The 18786-nt window shown below is 47.4% G+C and carries 16 protein-coding genes; 9 read left to right on the top strand and 7 right to left on the bottom strand.

Going from position 1 to position 18786, the window contains the following annotated elements; genetic code table 11:
• Positions 1-75: 75 nt before the first annotated feature.
• On the bottom strand, positions 76-642 hold the full coding sequence (gene efp, locus ACO05E_RS12475) for an elongation factor P (protein WP_255857441.1): 567 nt from the start codon (positions 640-642) through the stop codon (positions 76-78).
• Between the two features lie 36 nt (positions 643-678).
• Between efp and epmB the strand changes: the two genes are divergently transcribed.
• From epmB to ACO05E_RS12460, 3 genes are all read left to right on the top strand, one after another.
• Positions 679-1695: an EF-P beta-lysylation protein EpmB gene (gene epmB, locus ACO05E_RS12470; RefSeq protein WP_419813262.1), complete on the top strand. Its 1017-nt coding sequence runs from the start codon at positions 679-681 to the stop codon at positions 1693-1695.
• 180 nt (positions 1696-1875) lie between these two features.
• Positions 1876-3687, top strand: coding sequence for a GTPase (locus ACO05E_RS12465; protein WP_419813261.1), 1812 nt, complete (start codon positions 1876-1878; stop codon positions 3685-3687).
• A gap of 136 nt (positions 3688-3823) precedes the next feature.
• Positions 3824-5917: an EAL domain-containing protein gene (locus ACO05E_RS12460; RefSeq protein ID WP_419813260.1), complete on the top strand. Its 2094-nt coding sequence runs from the start codon at positions 3824-3826 to the stop codon at positions 5915-5917.
• Between the two features lie 95 nt (positions 5918-6012).
• On the opposite strand, the gene serB is transcribed toward ACO05E_RS12460, so the two are convergent.
• Positions 6013-7221, bottom strand: coding sequence for a phosphoserine phosphatase SerB (gene serB / locus ACO05E_RS12455; protein ID WP_419813259.1), 1209 nt, complete (start codon positions 7219-7221; stop codon positions 6013-6015).
• 30 nt (positions 7222-7251) lie between these two features.
• The gene (locus ACO05E_RS12450; RefSeq protein ID WP_419813258.1) at positions 7252-7422 is read right to left on the bottom strand and encodes a hypothetical protein; all 171 of its coding nucleotides are present in this window, start codon (positions 7420-7422) and stop codon (positions 7252-7254) included.
• Positions 7423-7625: 203 nt separating this feature from the next.
• Here ACO05E_RS12450 and ACO05E_RS12445 point away from each other — a divergent pair, with 203 nt between their 5' ends.
• The 5 genes from ACO05E_RS12445 (at position 7626) to ACO05E_RS12425 (ending at position 12351) form a co-directional block, all read left to right on the top strand.
• A complete protein-coding gene (locus ACO05E_RS12445; protein ID WP_419813257.1) occupies positions 7626-8897 on the top strand; it encodes an adenylate/guanylate cyclase domain-containing protein in 1272 nt (423 codons plus the stop codon).
• Positions 8898-8992: 95 nt separating this feature from the next.
• On the top strand, positions 8993-10159 hold the full coding sequence (locus tag ACO05E_RS12440) for a hypothetical protein (protein ID WP_419813256.1): 1167 nt from the start codon (positions 8993-8995) through the stop codon (positions 10157-10159).
• Positions 10160-10170: 11 nt separating this feature from the next.
• Positions 10171-10599, top strand: coding sequence for a phosphate ABC transporter substrate-binding protein (locus ACO05E_RS12435; protein WP_419813255.1), 429 nt, complete (start codon positions 10171-10173; stop codon positions 10597-10599).
• A gap of 193 nt (positions 10600-10792) precedes the next feature.
• Positions 10793-11911: a hypothetical protein gene (locus tag ACO05E_RS12430; RefSeq protein ID WP_419813254.1), complete on the top strand. Its 1119-nt coding sequence runs from the start codon at positions 10793-10795 to the stop codon at positions 11909-11911.
• 11 nt (positions 11912-11922) lie between these two features.
• Positions 11923-12351, top strand: coding sequence for a phosphate ABC transporter substrate-binding protein (locus ACO05E_RS12425; protein ID WP_419813253.1), 429 nt, complete (start codon positions 11923-11925; stop codon positions 12349-12351).
• Between the two features lie 68 nt (positions 12352-12419).
• Here the strand turns inward: ACO05E_RS12425 and ACO05E_RS12420 are convergent, their stop codons facing one another.
• The gene (locus ACO05E_RS12420; protein WP_419813252.1) at positions 12420-13076 is read right to left on the bottom strand and encodes a nitroreductase family protein; all 657 of its coding nucleotides are present in this window, start codon (positions 13074-13076) and stop codon (positions 12420-12422) included.
• A gap of 163 nt (positions 13077-13239) precedes the next feature.
• Here ACO05E_RS12420 and ACO05E_RS12415 point away from each other — a divergent pair, with 163 nt between their 5' ends.
• A complete protein-coding gene (locus tag ACO05E_RS12415; RefSeq protein WP_419813251.1) occupies positions 13240-14148 on the top strand; it encodes a LysR family transcriptional regulator in 909 nt (302 codons plus the stop codon).
• A 28-nt stretch (positions 14149-14176) separates the two neighbouring features.
• Here the strand turns inward: ACO05E_RS12415 and ACO05E_RS12410 are convergent, their stop codons facing one another.
• From ACO05E_RS12410 to ACO05E_RS12400, 3 genes are all read right to left on the bottom strand, one after another.
• Positions 14177-14773 (bottom strand): tRNA-uridine aminocarboxypropyltransferase, encoded by a 597-nt coding sequence (locus ACO05E_RS12410; RefSeq protein WP_419813250.1) that lies wholly within the window; start codon positions 14771-14773, stop codon positions 14177-14179.
• A gap of 1 nt (position 14774) precedes the next feature.
• Positions 14775-17609, bottom strand: coding sequence for an excinuclease ABC subunit UvrA (gene uvrA / locus ACO05E_RS12405; protein ID WP_419813249.1), 2835 nt, complete (start codon positions 17607-17609; stop codon positions 14775-14777).
• Positions 17610-17817: 208 nt separating this feature from the next.
• Positions 17818-18498, bottom strand: coding sequence for a LuxR C-terminal-related transcriptional regulator (locus ACO05E_RS12400; protein WP_419813248.1), 681 nt, complete (start codon positions 18496-18498; stop codon positions 17818-17820).
• Between the last annotated feature and the right edge of the window lie 288 nt (positions 18499-18786).

Raw genomic sequence — 18786 nt, 5'->3', positions numbered from 1 at the left:
TCGTCTCTTTTATCTTCAGAATATAAAAAGAAAGGGAGCCGAAGCTCCCTTTATCATTGCCTTAAGTGCTATTAATTAGGCACGACCAACGTATTCGCCAGAACGGGTATCGATACGCAACACTTCACCGATGTTAATAAACAGCGGAACCTTAACCACAGCACCTGTGGTTAACGTTGCCGGCTTAGAACCACCGTTAGCCGTATCACCTTTCAGACCCGGATCCGTCTCAGTGACTTCCAGCTCAACAAAGTTGGGTGGTGCAACGGTTAATACCGCACCGTTAAACAGAGTCACCACATAGGTTTCCTGTTCTTTTAACCACTTGATGGTATCGCCCAACGCTTCTTCTGAAGCACCGTGCTGTTCAAACGAACCGTCTTTCGCCATGAAATGCCAGAACTCACCATCGGTGTACAGGTATTCCATGTCGTATTCCATCACATCCGCACCTTCCAGTGATTCACCGGATTTAAAGGTACGTTCCCATACACGACCATTTTTCAGGTTACGCAGCTTAACGCGGTTAAACGCCTGGCCCTTGCCCGGCTTAACATACTCGTTTTCAACAATGGAGCACGGGTCTCCGTCGAGCATTACTTTGAGACCTGATTTGAATTCATTGGTAGAATAATTCGCCATTTTTAAACCTGATTACTTTTTGGAAGTCGTAGCAAAGTGTCTATCATAACCCGAACCAGCGCTGCTGTAGAGCCACAAGATTGGCAACAACTGCTGGCTGGTGCTTTTCGGCGGGCGGATGAATTACTGCAGTACCTCAATATTCCATTGGATGCACTGCCGGTCAGCCAGATAGCACTGCAACAATTCCCTATGCTGGTGCCCCGTCCGTTTGCCGCACAAATGGAGAACGGTAACCCGCATGACCCATTACTGCGTCAGGTATTACCGCTGGATGCTGAACTGGAAGACATCCCCGGCTATGTCACCGATCCACTGGCCGAGAAGCACAGTAATATTCAGCAAGGGATTATTCACAAGTATCATGGGCGGGTGTTATTGCTGGCTGCGTCAGGCTGTGCCGTCAATTGTCGCTATTGTTTCCGACGACACTTTCCCTACGACGATAACCGTATCAGCCGCCAGCAATGGCAGGAAACCCTACACTACGTTGCCGGAGATTCGTCAATTGAAGAAGTGATTCTCAGTGGTGGCGACCCACTGATGCTGAAAGACCAACACCTGGCGGATCTGATTCAGGCGATTGAAGCCATTCCTCATGTAACCCGCCTGCGTATTCACACTCGCCTGCCGGTTGTGATCCCACAACGTACCACGGATGTGCTGTGCTCGATGCTGGAGCGCAGTCGCCTGCAGGTCAGCTGTGTGCTGCACATCAATCACGCCAATGAGCTGACAAGGCAACATCAGACTAGTTGGCACAAATTACGTGCTGCCGGCGTCACCTTGTTCAACCAAGCCGTTTTACTGAAAGGCGTGAATAATTCTCTCAGAGTTTTGTCTGATCTACACAAGCAACTATTTGAATTTGGTGTTATCCCTTATTACCTTCATCTTCTGGATCCTGTGGCTGGTGCCGCGCATTTTGATGTGAGTCAGACCGAGGCGCTTACTCTGCATCAACAAATGCGCCAGACATTACCCGGCTACCTGGTTCCACGTCTCGTTCGGGAAGAAGGCGGAAAAGCCAGTAAAACGCCAATAACAACCTGAGCCGGGCACACAAATCACATAACAAGGACGTGATCTCAAACGATTTACATCAATTTACGCGTTATCAGGCCAGTTTTTCTGATAACAGAATACGCACATACGACAAATTGACTATACTTAATGTTGGCTTCACATTTTGCAAACTGATTGATCGTTCGTTTTATAATTAAGTGGGAACACATGGAAAGCCCAAAAGCGCCAATTAAATTACATATTCCGGCTACGCCGCTGGCTCAGCCCAGTATCTGTAACGGAACCGTAGACAGTATTACCCAATGGGCAAAAGAGCTGCCTATGGCTAATACCGGGGAATCTGCGCGCCGCTTATACAATGCTATCCGTGAACTGAATCAGTGGGATACTGATCCGTTATTACGCTTTAAAGTGCTGGAAGTTGTGCGCCCGTACATCTACTCAATCTGCACCTTACTGAATAAACACTTCCTGCAATCTTCGATTTCCCTGAACGAAAAGCAGCTCAAAATTGCAAACCTCAGCCAGGCATTACAAAGCCATCTGGCAACGGGTTATAAACTGGTGGTAGCCCACAGCATTGCTCGCTTATCACCAGCGGACAAACCCTCTAAAATTGTGACGCTGGCGATACACAGAGCGATTTCAGATACCAACCAGACCATCCTTCGGGCGTTTCAGCTTTATTGTCAGCCACCAGAGCATGCCTGGATGGAGATTAATCAACTGTTATTACTGGCTGAAATTCACAAACTGACAGAATACAAAGTCAGTGACCGGCAAACCCGTTTCCTATCCAGCTCTACCATCAAAGATGTGTTTATCCGGGCTCATCTGCTGGGAACGGCCAAGCCCAACAACCTCAGACAACAAGATCTGGCTCAGCTCTATGATGCCAGTGAGTTATGGGCCGAATATGTCAGCCTGACACCCGCTGAAGATGAAACCGCACTGTTTCTGATTAATCTGCATCGTGACAGGCCGGGCCAGTACCGCCAGCATTTGCGTGATGCTCAAAAACCACTGTTCCGTAGTTTAAATACCGATCAGCTGGTTCAGGCGCTGAAGCTCTGGGCTGCAAACCCTGCCGGCAATCACACGATCACGGTACCGGGAAAACTGAGCGATAACCTGCTGTCACACGCTATTCAGTCCTGGGGTATCCATTGGCAACGCTCATTTCGCCGCTCTCCGGCCGGTGGCAATTTAAAATTATGCATTGGTTTGTCGGCTACCCATTATTACAGCGGTGGTATGACCGGCTTTGAGTTGATGCTCACCAAGCTTAAACCTAAAGCCGTCGATGGTGACAGTAACAAACCCAATGCCAACCAGGGTGAAGATGAAGACGTTTGGGCCGATGCTTTTGATGCTGGCGGCAGCAAACTGGCCGACAACCCAACCATCAATATTGATGCTATTGAATTCATCAACAAACATAAGCAAACCAGTAACGAAAGTTCTGAAGCCAATGCCAAATACCCCAGTCATGAGGTCAGTCTGCTGAACTCCAGTCCGGGTGGTTATTGCCTGCACTGGCAGGGCAACGTCCCTCCCAGCATCCAGGCCGGCGAACTGATCGGCATTCAGGAAAACGGAGTACGCCACTGGTCGATTGGTGTTATTCGCTGGATTCGTCACTTACGTGATGAAGGTACTCAACTAGGCATTGAGCTGCTGGCACCACGCGCCAAAGTGGGGGCAGCCCGTGTACTGCAAAAAACCGGAGAAAACGGTCCGCTGATGCGTGCTTTGTTACTGCCTGCAATTAAGGCCATTGCTCAGCCAGCCACCCTGCTGTTACCACGTATGCCATTTCGTACCGGCAATAAAGTGGAGCTATTGTTTGAAGAAGAACAAGGCCGCTATCAACTCACCAAACGTCTGGCATCCACCAGTAGTTTTGGACAGTTCCAGTTCCGTAATGCCGGTGTCACGCCACAGAAACACAGCAGCATCCAGAATCCGCCATCGATGTCGAACGACGACGACTTCGACTCCATCTGGAACAAACTCTGACACCAAACTTTCCTTCTGTTGTAAAAATCGGTAAAAACGACAAAAAATGTCAGCCTGTGACGCAGATTGTGATACTCGGGCATTTTTTTTTACCGTCTTCCTCCTATAATTGTGGTTTTTAAAACAGAGAATCGGCATGCCAGCCAAGCGAGACACCCTCCACCTGCTGTTATTGATGCAAACACAGAATCACGCTGAAAATATTGTCAGCATGCTACGCAACTCCGGTAATGCCACCCGTGCACATCAGGTCTCATCTCTGGCAGATTTTGTTGAACAATTACAAGACCGATCCTGGGATCTGGTCATTGCTCAGCAACATACCGATGAGATCCATTGGGAAGAACTGCAAAAGCAGATTAAGCGTCTCAACAAAGATCTGCCATTAATTCTGGTGACCCAGGAAGATCTGAATGCCATCAGCTTTGAAAGTGCGCTGAAAAAAGGGGCTGCGACGGTAGTGCCGTTGGAAGAGTCCAATGTCATGTTGATGGTCATTGAACGCGAGCTGAAGCACCTTCATATCCGTCGCGAAAAACGCATGCTGGAAGTTAAACTGCGGGAAGCGGAAAAGCGCAGTCAGAGCTTATTGGAAAGTTCCAAAGACGCCGTTGGTTATATTCATGATGGCATGCATGTTTATGCCAACCAGGCTTATCTTGAGCTGTTTGGCTATGATTCAGTCGATGACCTGGAAGGCATGCCGATTATGGATATGGTGCATACCTCGGGCCAGAAAGAATTTAAAGCCTTTCTGAAAAAATACGATCAGGCACAACAATCCGGTGACCTTAAAACCAAAGGTGTGGATGGCGAAGGGTCAGAATTTTCTATGACCATGCAGTTTTCTCCGGCAACCTATGCCGAAGAAGAATGTACTCAGGTTGTGATTCGTGGCCAGGCCGACAGCAGTGAACTGGAAGAACAGCTCAGCGAAATTCGCAGCCGCGATTTACTCACTCATCTGTACAACAAGACCTACTTTAACGAACAGCTGGAACACGCCGTTGACAGCGCCGTACTCAAAGGGGCAACCGGTGCGGTGTTTTACATTAATATCGACCAGTTTAATAAAATTAAAAGCGATATTGGTGTGAACCACTGTGACACAGTGGTGGTTGCCGTTGCTGAAGCGCTGCAGAAATATCTGCCGGAAAATGCTCAGCTGGCACGTATTGGTGAAGATATCTTCGCCTTTATCATGATGGGCATTGATGCCGAACGTGCGTTACAACAAGCCGAAAAACTCAGAGATATTGTTGCTCAGTTACTGATTGCCATTGAAAAACGCACCACCACAGTCACGACCAGCACCGGTGTGGCCCTGATTACCGAAAACAGTTCAAAGCCAGATGATATTCTGCAACAAGCTCATCAGGCTTCCGACCTGGTGCGCAAACTTGAAGGTCATGAACAAGGCAATGGCGTTAATCTGTTTGTTCCAGCGGAATTAAACGATACCGAAAAAGACGAATCCAACCTTGAACAACAACTGACTGACGCCCTCAAAAACAACAGCTTCCGTTTGTTATTCCAGCCATTGATCAATTTGCGCGGTGACGAAACAGAGCACTACGAAACTCTGCTGCGTCTGCCGCAAGCGAATGGCGATGATATTTCTGCCGGAGAGTTTCTCAATTCAGCAGATATCAGTGATGCGTTAAAACGAAAAATTGATCGTTGGGTTATTTTGCATACCACCAAGCTGCTGGGTGAACATCGGGAAAAAGGTCACAACACCCGTATGTTTATCAATTTATCGTCGGCATCCTTGTCCGACGATAGCTTGGCAGGCTGGATTGGTGTGGCGCTGAATGCCGCCAGATTACCTAAAGGTGCCGCCATTTTTCAGTTTAATGAAGAGGATGCCGGGCATATGTTGAAACAGTGCCATGAGTTTACTCATGCGTTACTCGAACGCGGTATCCCAACCGCATTAACACGCTTTGGCTGCGCTCTGAACCCATTTCAGCAACTGCAACATCTGGATGTTGAATACGTCAAAGTCGATGGCTCTTTTACTCAGGAGCTCAGCCAGAGTCCGGATAATCAGAAGCATTTAAAAGAGTTGTTAGAGAAGCTACACGAAGAAGAAAAACGCACCATTGTGCCCTTAGTCGAAAGCGCGGCATCAGTTGCTAACCTCTGGCAGCTGGGGGTTCACTTTATTCAGGGCCATTATGTACAGCCGCCACAAGCCGGCATGATTTATGACTTTGATGATGAATAACATCTACCCCTTGTCTATCGTCCAGAAAAAAGGCCATGCTTAAAACGTGGCCTTTTTTCTGGACAAGGGTCAGGCAATTGCCCGTATAAAAACTATCAGCCGATATCCCGGTCGCGATAACCTAACAGGTATAAAATACCATCCAGTCCCAGAGTCGAAATCGCATTTTTGGCATTTTCCCGTACCAGCGGCTTGGCACGAAAAGCAATTCCTAACCCGGCAATACTGAGCATCGGTAAGTCATTAGCACCATCACCAACAGCAATGGTTTGCTCCAGAGTGATGCCTTCCTGAACCGCCAGTTCGCGCAATAATTCGGCTTTGCGCTCACCGTTTACCACTTTGCCGGTTACCCGGCCGGTAACAATGCCCTCTTCCATTTCCAGTTCGTTGGCATACACATAATCAATGCCTAACTTATCCTGTAAATAACGACCAAAGTAGTTAAACCCTCCGGACAAGATTGCCGTTTTATAACCCAGGGACTTCAGATTACGAATCAGGCGCTCAGCACCTTCTGTTACCGGTAAGCGCTCAGCAATGCCTTGCAGCACATCACCATTGAGCCCCTTAAGCAGAGCCACACGCTGCTCGAAGCTCTGATTAAAATCCAGCTCGCCCTGCATTGCCCGCTCCGTGATTTCAGCCACCTGCTCGCCAACACCGGCTGCTGCCGCCAGCTCGTCGATGACTTCGGCTTCAATCAGGGTGGAATCCATATCAAAGGCAACCAGGCGACGTGTGCGACGATATTTATCATCCTTCTGGAAGGCGATATCCACTCCCAGATCGTTTGCAACGGTCAGAAACTGAGCACGCATCTGGCTCTGATCCGCTTCGCCACGCACCGAAAATTCAACGCAGGCACGGGTATTTTCTTCTTCCTGACTCAGTGGCACACGGCCGGATAAGCGGTTGATCTGGTCAATATTCAGACCATGATCCGCAACAATAGAAGTAATAGCAGCAATAGCTTTGGCTTCAATCGCTCGTGCCAGCAAGGTGATAATATGTCGCGGTTTACCTTGTCCGGTTACCCAGTGGTCATAACTCTCGGGCGTGACCGGGGTAAAACGTACCGATAAGCCAAGCTCATGAGCCTTAAACAACACATCTTTAAGAACCGGAGCCGATTCAGCCCGATCAGGAATAGCCGCCAAAACCCCTAACGTTAACGTGTCATGGATTTCAGCCTGGCCAATATCAAGGATAGTGACATCATATTGTGCCAGAATGGCACTGATGTTTGCCGTAAGACCGGGCTTATCGGCCCCAGTCACACGGATTAGAACCAACTCAGTCACGGATAAGCCCTTTCTTAATAACGGTGGAAATTACAGTTTGTCGGTATCCGCTTTCGCTGCCGACACAACGCCACGCAGTTCTTCGATCAGATCAACGGTTTCATGAACCGATAACGCACGTACACGATCCAGGCTCATCAGGAATAAACCTTTTTCCAACTGTTCCAGCTTGTCTTGCAGAGACTGTTTCACATCACTCATGGTGAATCCCCATCATTCATTTATTGGTCAAAATCACGCCAACACAACACTCCAGATACAATACAAGAGCTGCTGGCGTTACATCAGGCGGCGCATATAATACCACCAAAGAAAAAAATTGTTTGAGTAATCCAATGACGAAATTTCGCTCGACGTGGCAAAAGCTGAATCTAAGTCAAGTCTGCGGTTTGTTTGCTGCCATCATGATACTGACCACCGGCTTATGCATTGGCCTGCTGACTTACCAACATCAGCAAACGCTGGCTGAAAATACATTACGAACGAATGCGTCTCTGCAGTTGCAACGCCTGGCTCTGGCGATCGCACCCAGTTTACTCAATGAAGACAGAGTCAGCCTGAACCTGACACTGAATGAGTGGCAGCTGGATCACTCCATTCCGGCCATTCGTATTCTCAATACGCAACAGCAGGTTATTGCAACCAGCGGTCGTTTTACACAATCCGGGCAAATCATCAGTCAGGAAATCAATCAGGACAGGCTGGCGATTGGTACCCTGCAGGCCAACTTAGATTTGTCTGCCGCCACCAATGATGCACGCCGCTATTTATCCATCAGCTTATTTGTATCGGCATTATTAGCCCTGATCGGCGCCTGGATCAGTTACCTGCTCAGTGAACGCCACCTGACATTTCTGCGCGTTTTACCAAACAAGCTGAAGCAGTGGCAAGACGGTGAAGCTCTGGTATTACCAGCACCAGAGATTAATGAATTCCAGCCCTTGTATCAGGCATTGACGGATATTTCCGAACAAGAACAACAGCGCCGCTTATACCAGCAGGCGATGGATCAGTTTATCAGCAGCGATTCCCAAGCCGAGTCACAACAGGGCTTCTGCTATCAGGACTGCGCTCTGTTGTATATCGAAATTCTGGATCTGGAAGTACTGCAAAACCGTTTATCCGCCAATGAATTATCCACGCTGCTTAATCAGTATCACAAATTGTTAAATCAAGCGGCCAAATTGTATAACGGTAAACTGGATCGTTTTCAGGGGGACGGCATTGTGATGTTATTTGGCCTGCCTGCTTCCGGAACCGGCAATATGGTACATAGCCTTTATGCGGCCATGCTGTTTCTCGGTCTGGTCGATCACATCCGTGAAAATAATCGTCATTTATTACCATTGGAGTTTCGTATTGCTGCGCATTATGGCCCGGTGTTACTGGCACCGATTGGTGAGGATCAGCCGATTCAGGGAAATCTGATCGGAGATACCATTCACTGGGCGGCTCGTCTGGCGCAAAGCAGCGAAGAGCGACGGCTGCTGGTCAGCCAAGCCATGCTTGATCAGGTGCGGGAGGTCGACGATATTCACTGGCAGGAAGGTCACGAAGTGGCAGACTTACACGGCAATCAGCAATTCAGTTACTGGCTGGATAAGTTACCGGAAAAGAATCAGTCACTGATTCAACGCCAGATTAAACACATTGTTGCTATGACAGAAGCTGTCTGATGTAACATCTCTGGCGATTCCGGGATATTTTTTTGCACTCTTTTGGAGCTTGACTAGAGTTTCAATACACAAGTATTACTAGTCAGGGTTTAAACATGCTATCCCGTAAATCTCCTTTGCTGGCTGCTGTCATGCTGGCAAGCAGCCAGATGACTTTTGCCAACGACCTTAACATCAACGGCTTTATGAGTGTTGGTGCCGGTGTATTGTCCAACAGTGATGTCAGCCAGGCTGGCTATGATGATGACGTGTCCTTTGATCAGGATACCCTGATTGCCTTGCAGGTCAGTAAACAGATTAACGAATCGACCTCGGCCACCACCCAGTTTGTTGCCCGGGGCAATGAAGATTACGATACCGAAAACACCTGGGCTTATATCACTTATTCAATTAATGAAAATACCGATATTCGCTTAGGTCGCTTACGCTCACCTTTCTTTTATTATTCCGACTTTTTAGAAGTGGGTTATGCCTATAACTGGGTTCGCCCACCAGAAGAAGTTTATGCACGTCTCGATCCGTTCTCTTCCGTCAACGGTTTTGATCTGACTCATAACTTCAGCGTTGGCAGCACCGATGGTTCGATTCAGTTTTATTATGGCCGCTCCAGTGAGACCATTACCCCAGCTGTAAAAAGTTTTGATGTTGATTTAAAAGATTTTACCGGTGTTGTACTGAATCTGAATAATGGCAACTGGGGAACACGCCTGAGTTACCATCAAACGGATGCAACCATTGATGACATCAATGCCATTACCGAATCATCTGACGCTGAATTAAATGCAATTTTAACCTCTGCTGATTCTTCTCCAGCTGAACTTCTTGTTGCTCAGGCGACACAGAACGGACTGGGAGATGAATTTAAATTAGATGATGCTACCGGTAAGTTTATTGAAGCGGCCGTCACCTATGATAATGGTGACTACTTTATGATTGCCGAATGGACTGCGCTGGATTATGAATCTGAGTTATTTGTTGATGACTCAGCGTATCTCATCAGTACTGCCAAACGCTTTAATGATACAGTAGTGCATTTAACCTATACCGCGCGTGAAGATGAAAAAGGCTCTGGCGTTGTTGGAAATATCCAAAACAACTTCCTGAGAGACAAAGAAGACAGCATTATTTTAGGCGCCCGTTTTGATTACGATGCAGGCACCGCATTTAAAGTGGAAGCGCAATATATCGATGAAGAGCTTCGTGATGGCCAAGAAAGTGAATCGGCCATGTTATACACTGTTGCTGTTGACGTAGTATTTTAAGGAGAACCCAAATGAAAAAACTAATGACTTTCCTTAAAACCATGACGCTGGCCTCTGTTTTTGCGGCCGCTATTGTTCAGGCTGAAGTAGCCGTAATCGTTAGTGCCAATAATGCTAACGCTTCTCTGGATCAGGACACTATCTCCCGTATTTTCCTGGGAAAAACTAAAAACTTTCCGGATGGCAGCCAGGCAGTTCCGGTTGATCAGGACGCAGGATCGGCCAGTCGAGAATCATTTAACGGTACGGTACTAGGCAAAAGTTCAAGCCAACTGAAAGCCTATTGGTCGCGTTTAATTTTCACGGGTAAAGGCACACCGCCCAAAGAATCTGGCGACGATGCTGCTGTCAAGAACCTGGTTGCTCAGAATCCCAATCTGGTTGGTTATGTTGATAGCTCTGTAGTTGATGGCTCGGTAAAAGTTGTTTATAAATTTTAACGAGCATGATCAACTCGTCATTTGAAAAAAGGGCCTGAGGCCCTTTTTTTATGGAATAAAAAGTCAAAATAAAAATAACAAAAAATCAGTAATTTCATGTATCACTTCAGGACAATCTGTTGCAGCTTCACCCACCTTAACTAGAGTTTTAATACACTCTGAATAAAGGCTTTTGCCGAATTAAGGTTTCGCTATGTACAATAAAAAATCAGGAATAGCTGCCGTACTGCTGATTTCAGGTCAGCTGAGTTACGCTAATGATTTAAATATAAATGGATTTATGAGTGCCGGAGCAGGTGTATTAACCAACGACGACGTCTCTGCCGCAGGCTATGACGATGACGTTTCATTTACTCAGGACACCGTTGTCGCCCTGCAAGTCAGTAAACAAATCAATGACTCTACGTCAGCCACAACACAGTTTATTGCCCGCGGTGAGGAAGACTACAACACCGAAAACGCCTGGGCCTATGTTACTTACTCATTTAATGATAATACCGATATTCGCTTAGGCCGGTTACGGACGCCTTTCTTCTATTATTCGGACTTCCTTGAGGTGGGTTATGCCTACAACTGGATTCGCCCACCAGGTGAAGTTTATTCACGACTAGACACATTTTCTTCAATTAATGGCGTTGACCTGACACATAACTTCACGGCAGGCTCGGCGGATGGTTCTGTGCAGGTTTACTTTGGTCGTCTGGAAGATTCCTTCGCTCCGGTCGAAGAAGCATTTGAGATTGACCTGAGAAACTTTGCTGGTGCAGTGCTGAGCCTGAATAAAGACAACTGGGGCACACGCCTCAGCTATCATCAGGCCGATGTATATATGCCGGATTTAATGGCTGATCCTACTGGTGATGCTCTGGAACAGTTGGTTGCCGGTGCCACGGCACTGGGTTTACAGGATGAGTTTACTCCCGATGGTGATACCACGCGCTTTTATGAAGCCGCCATTACTTATGATAATGGCAGCACTTTCCTGATTGCCGAATGGACTGCCCTCGATCATGAAACCGATTTACTGCTGAATGACCAGGCATTCCTGATCAGTGCCGCACAGCGATTTAATGACACCACCGTTCATCTGACGTATTCCGAAGATAAAGATGAAAAACAATCTGGTAATGTTGGTTTATTACAGAACAACCTTCGTGGTGAAGAAAGCAGTATTACCTTAGGTGCTCGCTTCGATTATAACGCGGGTACCGCTTTTAAAGTGGAAGCTCAATATATTGATGAAGAGTTACGACTGGGTAATGATGGCGAATCGGCCATGTTATACAGTGTTGCTGTTGATCTGGTTTTTTAAGGAGTATACCAATGAAATTATTGAATCCGCTGCTTAAATGCCTGACTCTGGTTACTTTAGTATTCACCAGCCTGGCTTATGCTGAAACGGCCGTGATTGTCAGTGCTCAGAATGCTAACAAAAGCCTTGATCAAGATACCATCGCACGCATCTTTTTAGGTAAAAGCAAAAGCTTTCCTGACGGTAGCCAGGCGGTTCCGGTTGATCAGGCGCTGAATTCTCCCACCCGGGAAATGTTTAACGACAAAGTTCTGGCAAAGAATAACAGTCAGTTAAAAGCGTACTGGTCACGCCTGATATTTACCGGAAAAGGCACACCACCTAAAGAATCTGGCAGCGCTGCAGAAGTCAAAGATCTGGTAGCGAACAATCCGAACCTGATTGGCTATATCGACAGTAGCGCCGTTGATGAATCGGTCTCGGTTGTTTATAAATTCTGACGCCCGGCCTTCCGGATAGCGACAGTCAAAAAGCTCCTTTTATCAGACGATAAAAGGAGCTTTTTATATTACAGAACGCTGATGACATCTTCCTGTGGCAAACGAGCCTTTGGCTTACCGAAGTTATAGTCTTCACCGTCTTTGTGGTAACCCATAGCCAGCGCTACTTCACACACGTGACCATCCAGCTCAGCGGCAAACAATTCGCCGATTAACTCACCATCCACCCCTTCCATCGGAGTCGAGGCAATGCCTAAACGAGCCAGGGTGTGTAACACATTGCCCAGTGCCAGATAAACCTGAGCCTTTGTCCAGTGGCCGTTGTAGCCCTGCTCATCGGTGTTCATTTCAGCAAATGCATAGGCACCCATAAAGTTGTCATAATTCTCTGCTGGCAGATGGCCCGAGCTGACTTCAACATCCACACGCTTGGTGAATTTCTCTTTAGTAAATTCCGGGTCGTATGCCAATAGCAAAGTATGTGACGCATCTTTGGCATGCTGCTGGTTGAACTGATGCTTATTGGCAAAGGTATTATGGAAACGCTGTTTCGCCTCATCACTTTCCAGCACAATAAACTTCCACGGCTGAGAATTGATGGATGAGGCGGATAAACGCAGGGCTTCTTTAATGATTTCCATATCATCCGCAGAAATACGCTTGTTTTCGTCGTATTTCTTCGCCGTGTAGCGGCTATTCAGGTCGTTAATGATCGGATGATTCATACTTTGCTCCAGACAATAAAACAGTGTGAAACCAGGGTTGTTAACAGCCCTGGACAATGAGCAGCAGTATATTCATCCGATAAACAAACAAAACTAGCAAAAATATTAAACATAATTCGGTTTTTCAATATAATCAGCGGTTTATACGTACGTGGAGAGCGCCATGGATACGGAAGGCATTCGTTTATTTGTGATGGCCGCCGATATGCTGAATATCAGTGCTGCTGGCAGAAAGCTGGGGCTGGCTCCTGCCGTTGCCAGCGCCCGGTTAGCCAAGTTGGAACATCAGATAGGGGCTGACTTATTACACCGCTCTACGCGCAAAGTATCGCTCTCACTGGAAGGTGCTGAGTTTTTGCCTTACGCCCGCGAAATTCTCGCTCAGGAAGCCGCGGCCAAGGCGGCATTAGGCCATGAATACCGGGAAGTCAGTGGTACATTGCGATTTGCTGCTTCAAGCACCTTTGCTCAAGCCTATATTGCCCCGCTGCTGCCTGAGTTTCTGGAACGTTATCCCAAACTGAATCTGGAGCTGAAGTTATCAGATATGCAGATGGATCTGATTGAAGGTGGGTTTGATCTGGCCTTACGTAATTACGCCATCAGCGACAGCAGTTTACGCGCTCGCAAACTGGCCGACGATCAACGTCTGCTCTGCGCCTCCCCTGCCTATGTTAAACGCTTTGGCATGCCCAAAACCCCACAGGAGCTGCGTGATCATCAGCTACTGGTATTCCGCCATACCGAGCCCAGAACCTTGATTGCCAAACACACGAATGCCAGTAGCAGCTTCCCGCCTCCCGGTGCTGCAACACGTGTTGTCTGTGATGATGGTGCCAGTATGAAGGTGGCGACTCTGGCTGGGGTGGGGATTTCGATGCACACCTTCTGGAATATTCACCAGGAATTAAAAGACGGTACGCTGATCCGGATATTGCCCGATTATGAAGTGGAGGATCATTCTGCCATCTGGCTGGTGTATCCCAAGTCCAACGTATTAACCGCCAAAGTCCGGGTGTTTATTGATTTTTTATTGGAAAAAATCGGAGATCCGCCAATCTGGGAAAGATAGGGCTTGATAACTCTCTTTCTTGATAACACTAGTGCCGGGTACGTTTAACGTCATCCGGCGTTAGTTGTTGTTGTAGCTCAACCATACGCTCCAGCACCGTCAGAACGGGTTGATAATCGGTTGTATCATCCAACCAGCTTAACCCGGCAACTGCCGCTTCGATCGTTGATAAACCATCCGCGCGTGGTGATTTACGAATGGCATAACGACTCAGTGACTCCGGGTTAAGTTGAATATAAGGCAGATCTTTTAACCATTCATTCAGATGAAACAAACGCCGTACCTTTTTCCAGGTACCATCCAGAACCAACAGTTTGTTAATATCACTCCGCTGCTCTGAGATTAATGCCGAGCCACTTTCCAGCGGGTACAGCAGTGCACATTGCTGCACTGGGCTGTCGGCAAAAATATCGGCAAAAGAAAACTGATCACCAACCAACAAACGACTGTTAGAGATACTCAGATTTAATAAAGGAGCCGTGGATAATTTATGTTTGGCTTCGGTTGGGTCTTGCCAGATGATCAGTTCCAGCGGTGCTTCAATCTCAACCAGGGAATCACAAATACACACCTTTACGGGCCGCTTGCACTTAGTGCACTGGGCCCGTTTTGCCGCGGATGTCATATTATTTTTTCGCAGCCAGCAAAGGTTTTAAGAAACGTCCGGTGTGCGATACTTTTTCTTTTACTACCTGCTCCGGGGTACCTTCGGCAATAATATAACCGCCTTTAGAACCACCTTCCGGGCCAAGATCAACAATCCAGTCCGCGGTTTTAATCACGTCCAGATTATGTTCAATCACCACAATGGTATTGCCATGATCCCGCAGGCGATGCAGTACTGTTAAAAGCTGTTCAATATCGTGGAAGTGCAAGCCAGTGGTTGGCTCATCAAGAATATACAAAGTAGAGCCGGTATCCCGCTTCGATAATTCTTTCGCCAGTTTGACCCGCTGCGCTTCACCACCCGACAAGGTGGTGGCTGCCTGTCCTAATTTAATATAACTCAGGCCAACATCCATCAGGGTCTGTAACTTACGCGCGACCGCCGGGATGGCATCAAAGAAGGTGCGTGCATCTTCTACCGTCATATCCAGCACTTCGTGAATATTTTTACCCTTGTAACGAATATCCAGTGTTTCACGGTTATAACGCTTGCCTTTACACACATCACACGGCACATAAATATCCGCCAGGAAGTGCATTTCAACTTTAATGACCCCATCCCCCTGACAGGCTTCGCAACGGCCACCTTTGACATTAAAGGAGAAGCGTCCGGCTTTATAACCCCGCGAGCGCGCTTCCTGAGTACCAGCAAATAATTCCCGCACCGGCGTGAAAATACCCGTATAAGTTGCTGGGTTTGAACGCGGCGTACGGCCAATCGGGCTTTGATCAATATCCACCACTTTATCGAGTTGCTTTAACCCCTCAATCGACTGATGCTCAGAAGCTTTTAAAGTCGTTGCACCATTCAGTGCCGTAGCAGCTAATGGATATAAGGTACGATTAATTAAGGTCGATTTTCCAGAACCTGACACACCGGTAATACACGTCATCAAACCCAGTGGAATAGTTAAATCGACATTATTTAAATTATTACCGGTAGCCCCTGTCAGCGTTAATAGCTTTTTATCATCGTACGGTGTGCGTTCGGCAGGGACTGCAATTTCTTTTTTGCCAGATAAATATTGCCCGGTAACAGAGTCTTTATTTTTAATCACCTGATTCGGTGTACCCTGTGCGATTACTTGCCCACCGTGTACCCCAGCACCCGGGCCAATATCAATTAAATGGTCGGCACTGCGAATGGCATCTTCGTCATGCTCAACCACAATGACGGTATTACCTAAATCGCGCAGGTGAAACAGGGTTTTTAATAAGCGGTCGTTATCGCGCTGGTGTAAACCAATAGAGGGTTCATCGAGAATATACATAACACCGACCAGCCCGGCGCCAATTTGTGACGCCAGACGAATACGCTGCGCCTCACCACCCGACAAGGTATCCGAGCTGCGATTCAACGTTAAATATTCCAGTCCAACATTCACCAGAAACTGCAAACGCTCGCGAATTTCTTTCAGAATTTTTTCCGCAATTTCCCCTTTATGACCATCCATATGTAATTCGGAGAAATACTGGTGCGCCTCTTCAACCGGCATTGCGGTACAGGCATGAATGGTTTTGTCACCAACAAATACATTACGGGCTTCGGTACGCAGACGTGAACCATGGCAGGTCGGGCACGGCTGCACACTCAGATATTTAGACAATTCTTCGCGTACCATTTGCGAGTCCGTTTCACGATAACGACGCTCCAGATTTGGCAGTACGCCTTCGAATGGGTGCTCCTTAAAAATCTGATCACCACGTGAGTTCACATAACTGAAACGCACTTCTTCAGTATCAGAACCTTGCAGCAGAATTTTCTGGTGTTTCTTGGATAATTTTTTAAAGGGTTGATCAATATCAAAACCAAAATGTTCCGCCACCGAGCTGATCATCTGGAAATAATAAATACTGCGGCGATCCCAACCACGAATAGCACCTTCAGCAATGGTCAAGCTGTCATCCAGTACCACCAGCCCCTGATCAAAATATTGTTTAACCCCTAAACCATCACAACTCTGACAAGCGCCAGCCGGATTATTAAAGGAGAACAGGCGTGGCTCCAGTTCCGACAAGCTGTAACCACAATGAGGGCAAGAAAACTGCGACGAAAACAGCAATGGTTCTTCCTGCTCGTCATCCATCGAGGCGACTAATGCCAGTCCGCCGCTGAGTTCAATGCAGGTTTCCAGCGATTCCGATAAACGCTGCTCAATGCCTTCTTTGACTTTAAAGCGATCCACCACCACTTCGATGCTGTGCTTTTTGCGCTTATCCAGCTCCGGCACATCATCCAGATCACACACCAAACCATTCACCCGGGCGCGGATAAAACCCTGAGAACGCAGACTATCAAATACGTGTAAGTGCTCACCTTTACGATCACGCACCACCGGAGCAAGAATCATATATTTGCCATCCACCGGCAGATCCATGATCGAATCCACCATCTGACTGATGGTCTGTGCTTCCAACGGCACATCATGATCCGGGCAACGGGGCGTGCCGACACGGGCGAACAACAAACGCAGGTAATCGTAAATCTCAGTGACAGTACCCACGGTTGAGCGTGGGTTGTGAGAGGTGGACTTTTGTTCGATGGAAATGGCCGGTGACAGACCCTCAATCAGATCAACATCCGGCTTTTCCATCATGGATAAGAATTGACGAGCATAGGTCGACAGGGATTCAACGTAACGCCGTTGGCCTTCGGCATATAAGGTATCAAACGCCAGGGAGGATTTACCGGAACCACTTAATCCGGTGATAACAATCAGTTTGTCGCGTGGAATGTCGAGGTCAACATTCTTAAGATTATGGGTGCGGGCTCCACGAACCTGGATCTTATCCATAGATAGCTTTCACTGCTCGGAAAAATAAAGTCCGACATTGTAAGCTAAGAATCTGATGGATTCAGCCTCTGATAGCATCTTGAAAAACGTTTCCGAGGCAGTCAGTGCAAGGCAAAAAATAAGCGAGAAAGCGCAGTTTATAAGTCATAAATGAGCATTGTGAGCTTATTTTTAACGCAGCAATGGCAACGCAGGTAGTTTATCAAGACTATCCAGCCATTTCGTGCAACAACTCGTCCATATTCTCCTGCGCCCAATTTACCGCCTGAATCCGGTTGCTGGCGCCGATCTTTTTGAACAGATTGTAAATATGCGTCTTCACGGTATGCATACTGACGTTCAGCTGCTCGGCAATCTCGGTATTGGTGGCTCCGGTGGCCGTCAGCTTCAGAATCTGTTTCTCACGCTTGGTCAATAAAGCAGCATGAGCCGACATACGGCGTGGCTTGTGGCGGGTGCGCTCCAGATATTGCGCCATCAAAGGGCGCGGCAACCAGAACTCACCGTTAAACATACCCTGAATGCCTTTACTGAGTTGCTGCTGTGAGGCATCGCGATAAAACAGGCCATTCACCATCGGCCAGACAATCATCCGTTCCGTTGTATGCCCTTTAGGGGTATTAAAAAAGGCGACCATGATGTTCATCGGCTGCTCATAGATGACTTCCAACAGCTCCTGAATCTTATCCGGGCGGGCACACTCAGCATCAATCAGTGCCAGTGTCTTACAAGGATAATTGTTCCAGTCATCGTGCCATTGGGTTTGATTTACCAACTGACAATCGATATTGGTACGCTGATGAATAAAGCCAATCAGAATAGAGTTTTGCAGGTTTTGCTGGCCAAACAGGATAATACGACGGCCGGGAAGTGTGTGAGTCTTGTCCATAAGCGTGCTCCTTGTGACGTTTGTCCGCTTGCAAATTGCTCCATGCCATAACTACTCAGCAGTTATATTGTTTGAGTGTACGCAATCTGGACTAAATTGCTACTGCGTTATATGGCTTTTTTCATACTTTGGCAGCAAAGTCCCTATATACCTCGGCTTTATAGCAGTCCCATTCAGTCGATCCCCATCCAGACAGCAACCAGCAATTAAGTATTAATAGCTACTAATCAAAAACAGACCAAGCTGGTAAACTAGCGCCCCTTTTGTGATTTACCTTCGGAACCCGGC

It is taken from the genome of Bacterioplanoides sp., from assembly GCF_965226395.1.
Lineage (GTDB): Bacteria > Pseudomonadota > Gammaproteobacteria > Pseudomonadales > Oceanobacteraceae > Bacterioplanoides.
Note: the sequence above shows the minus strand (reverse complement) of the source record. Positions and strands in the feature narration are given on the sequence as shown.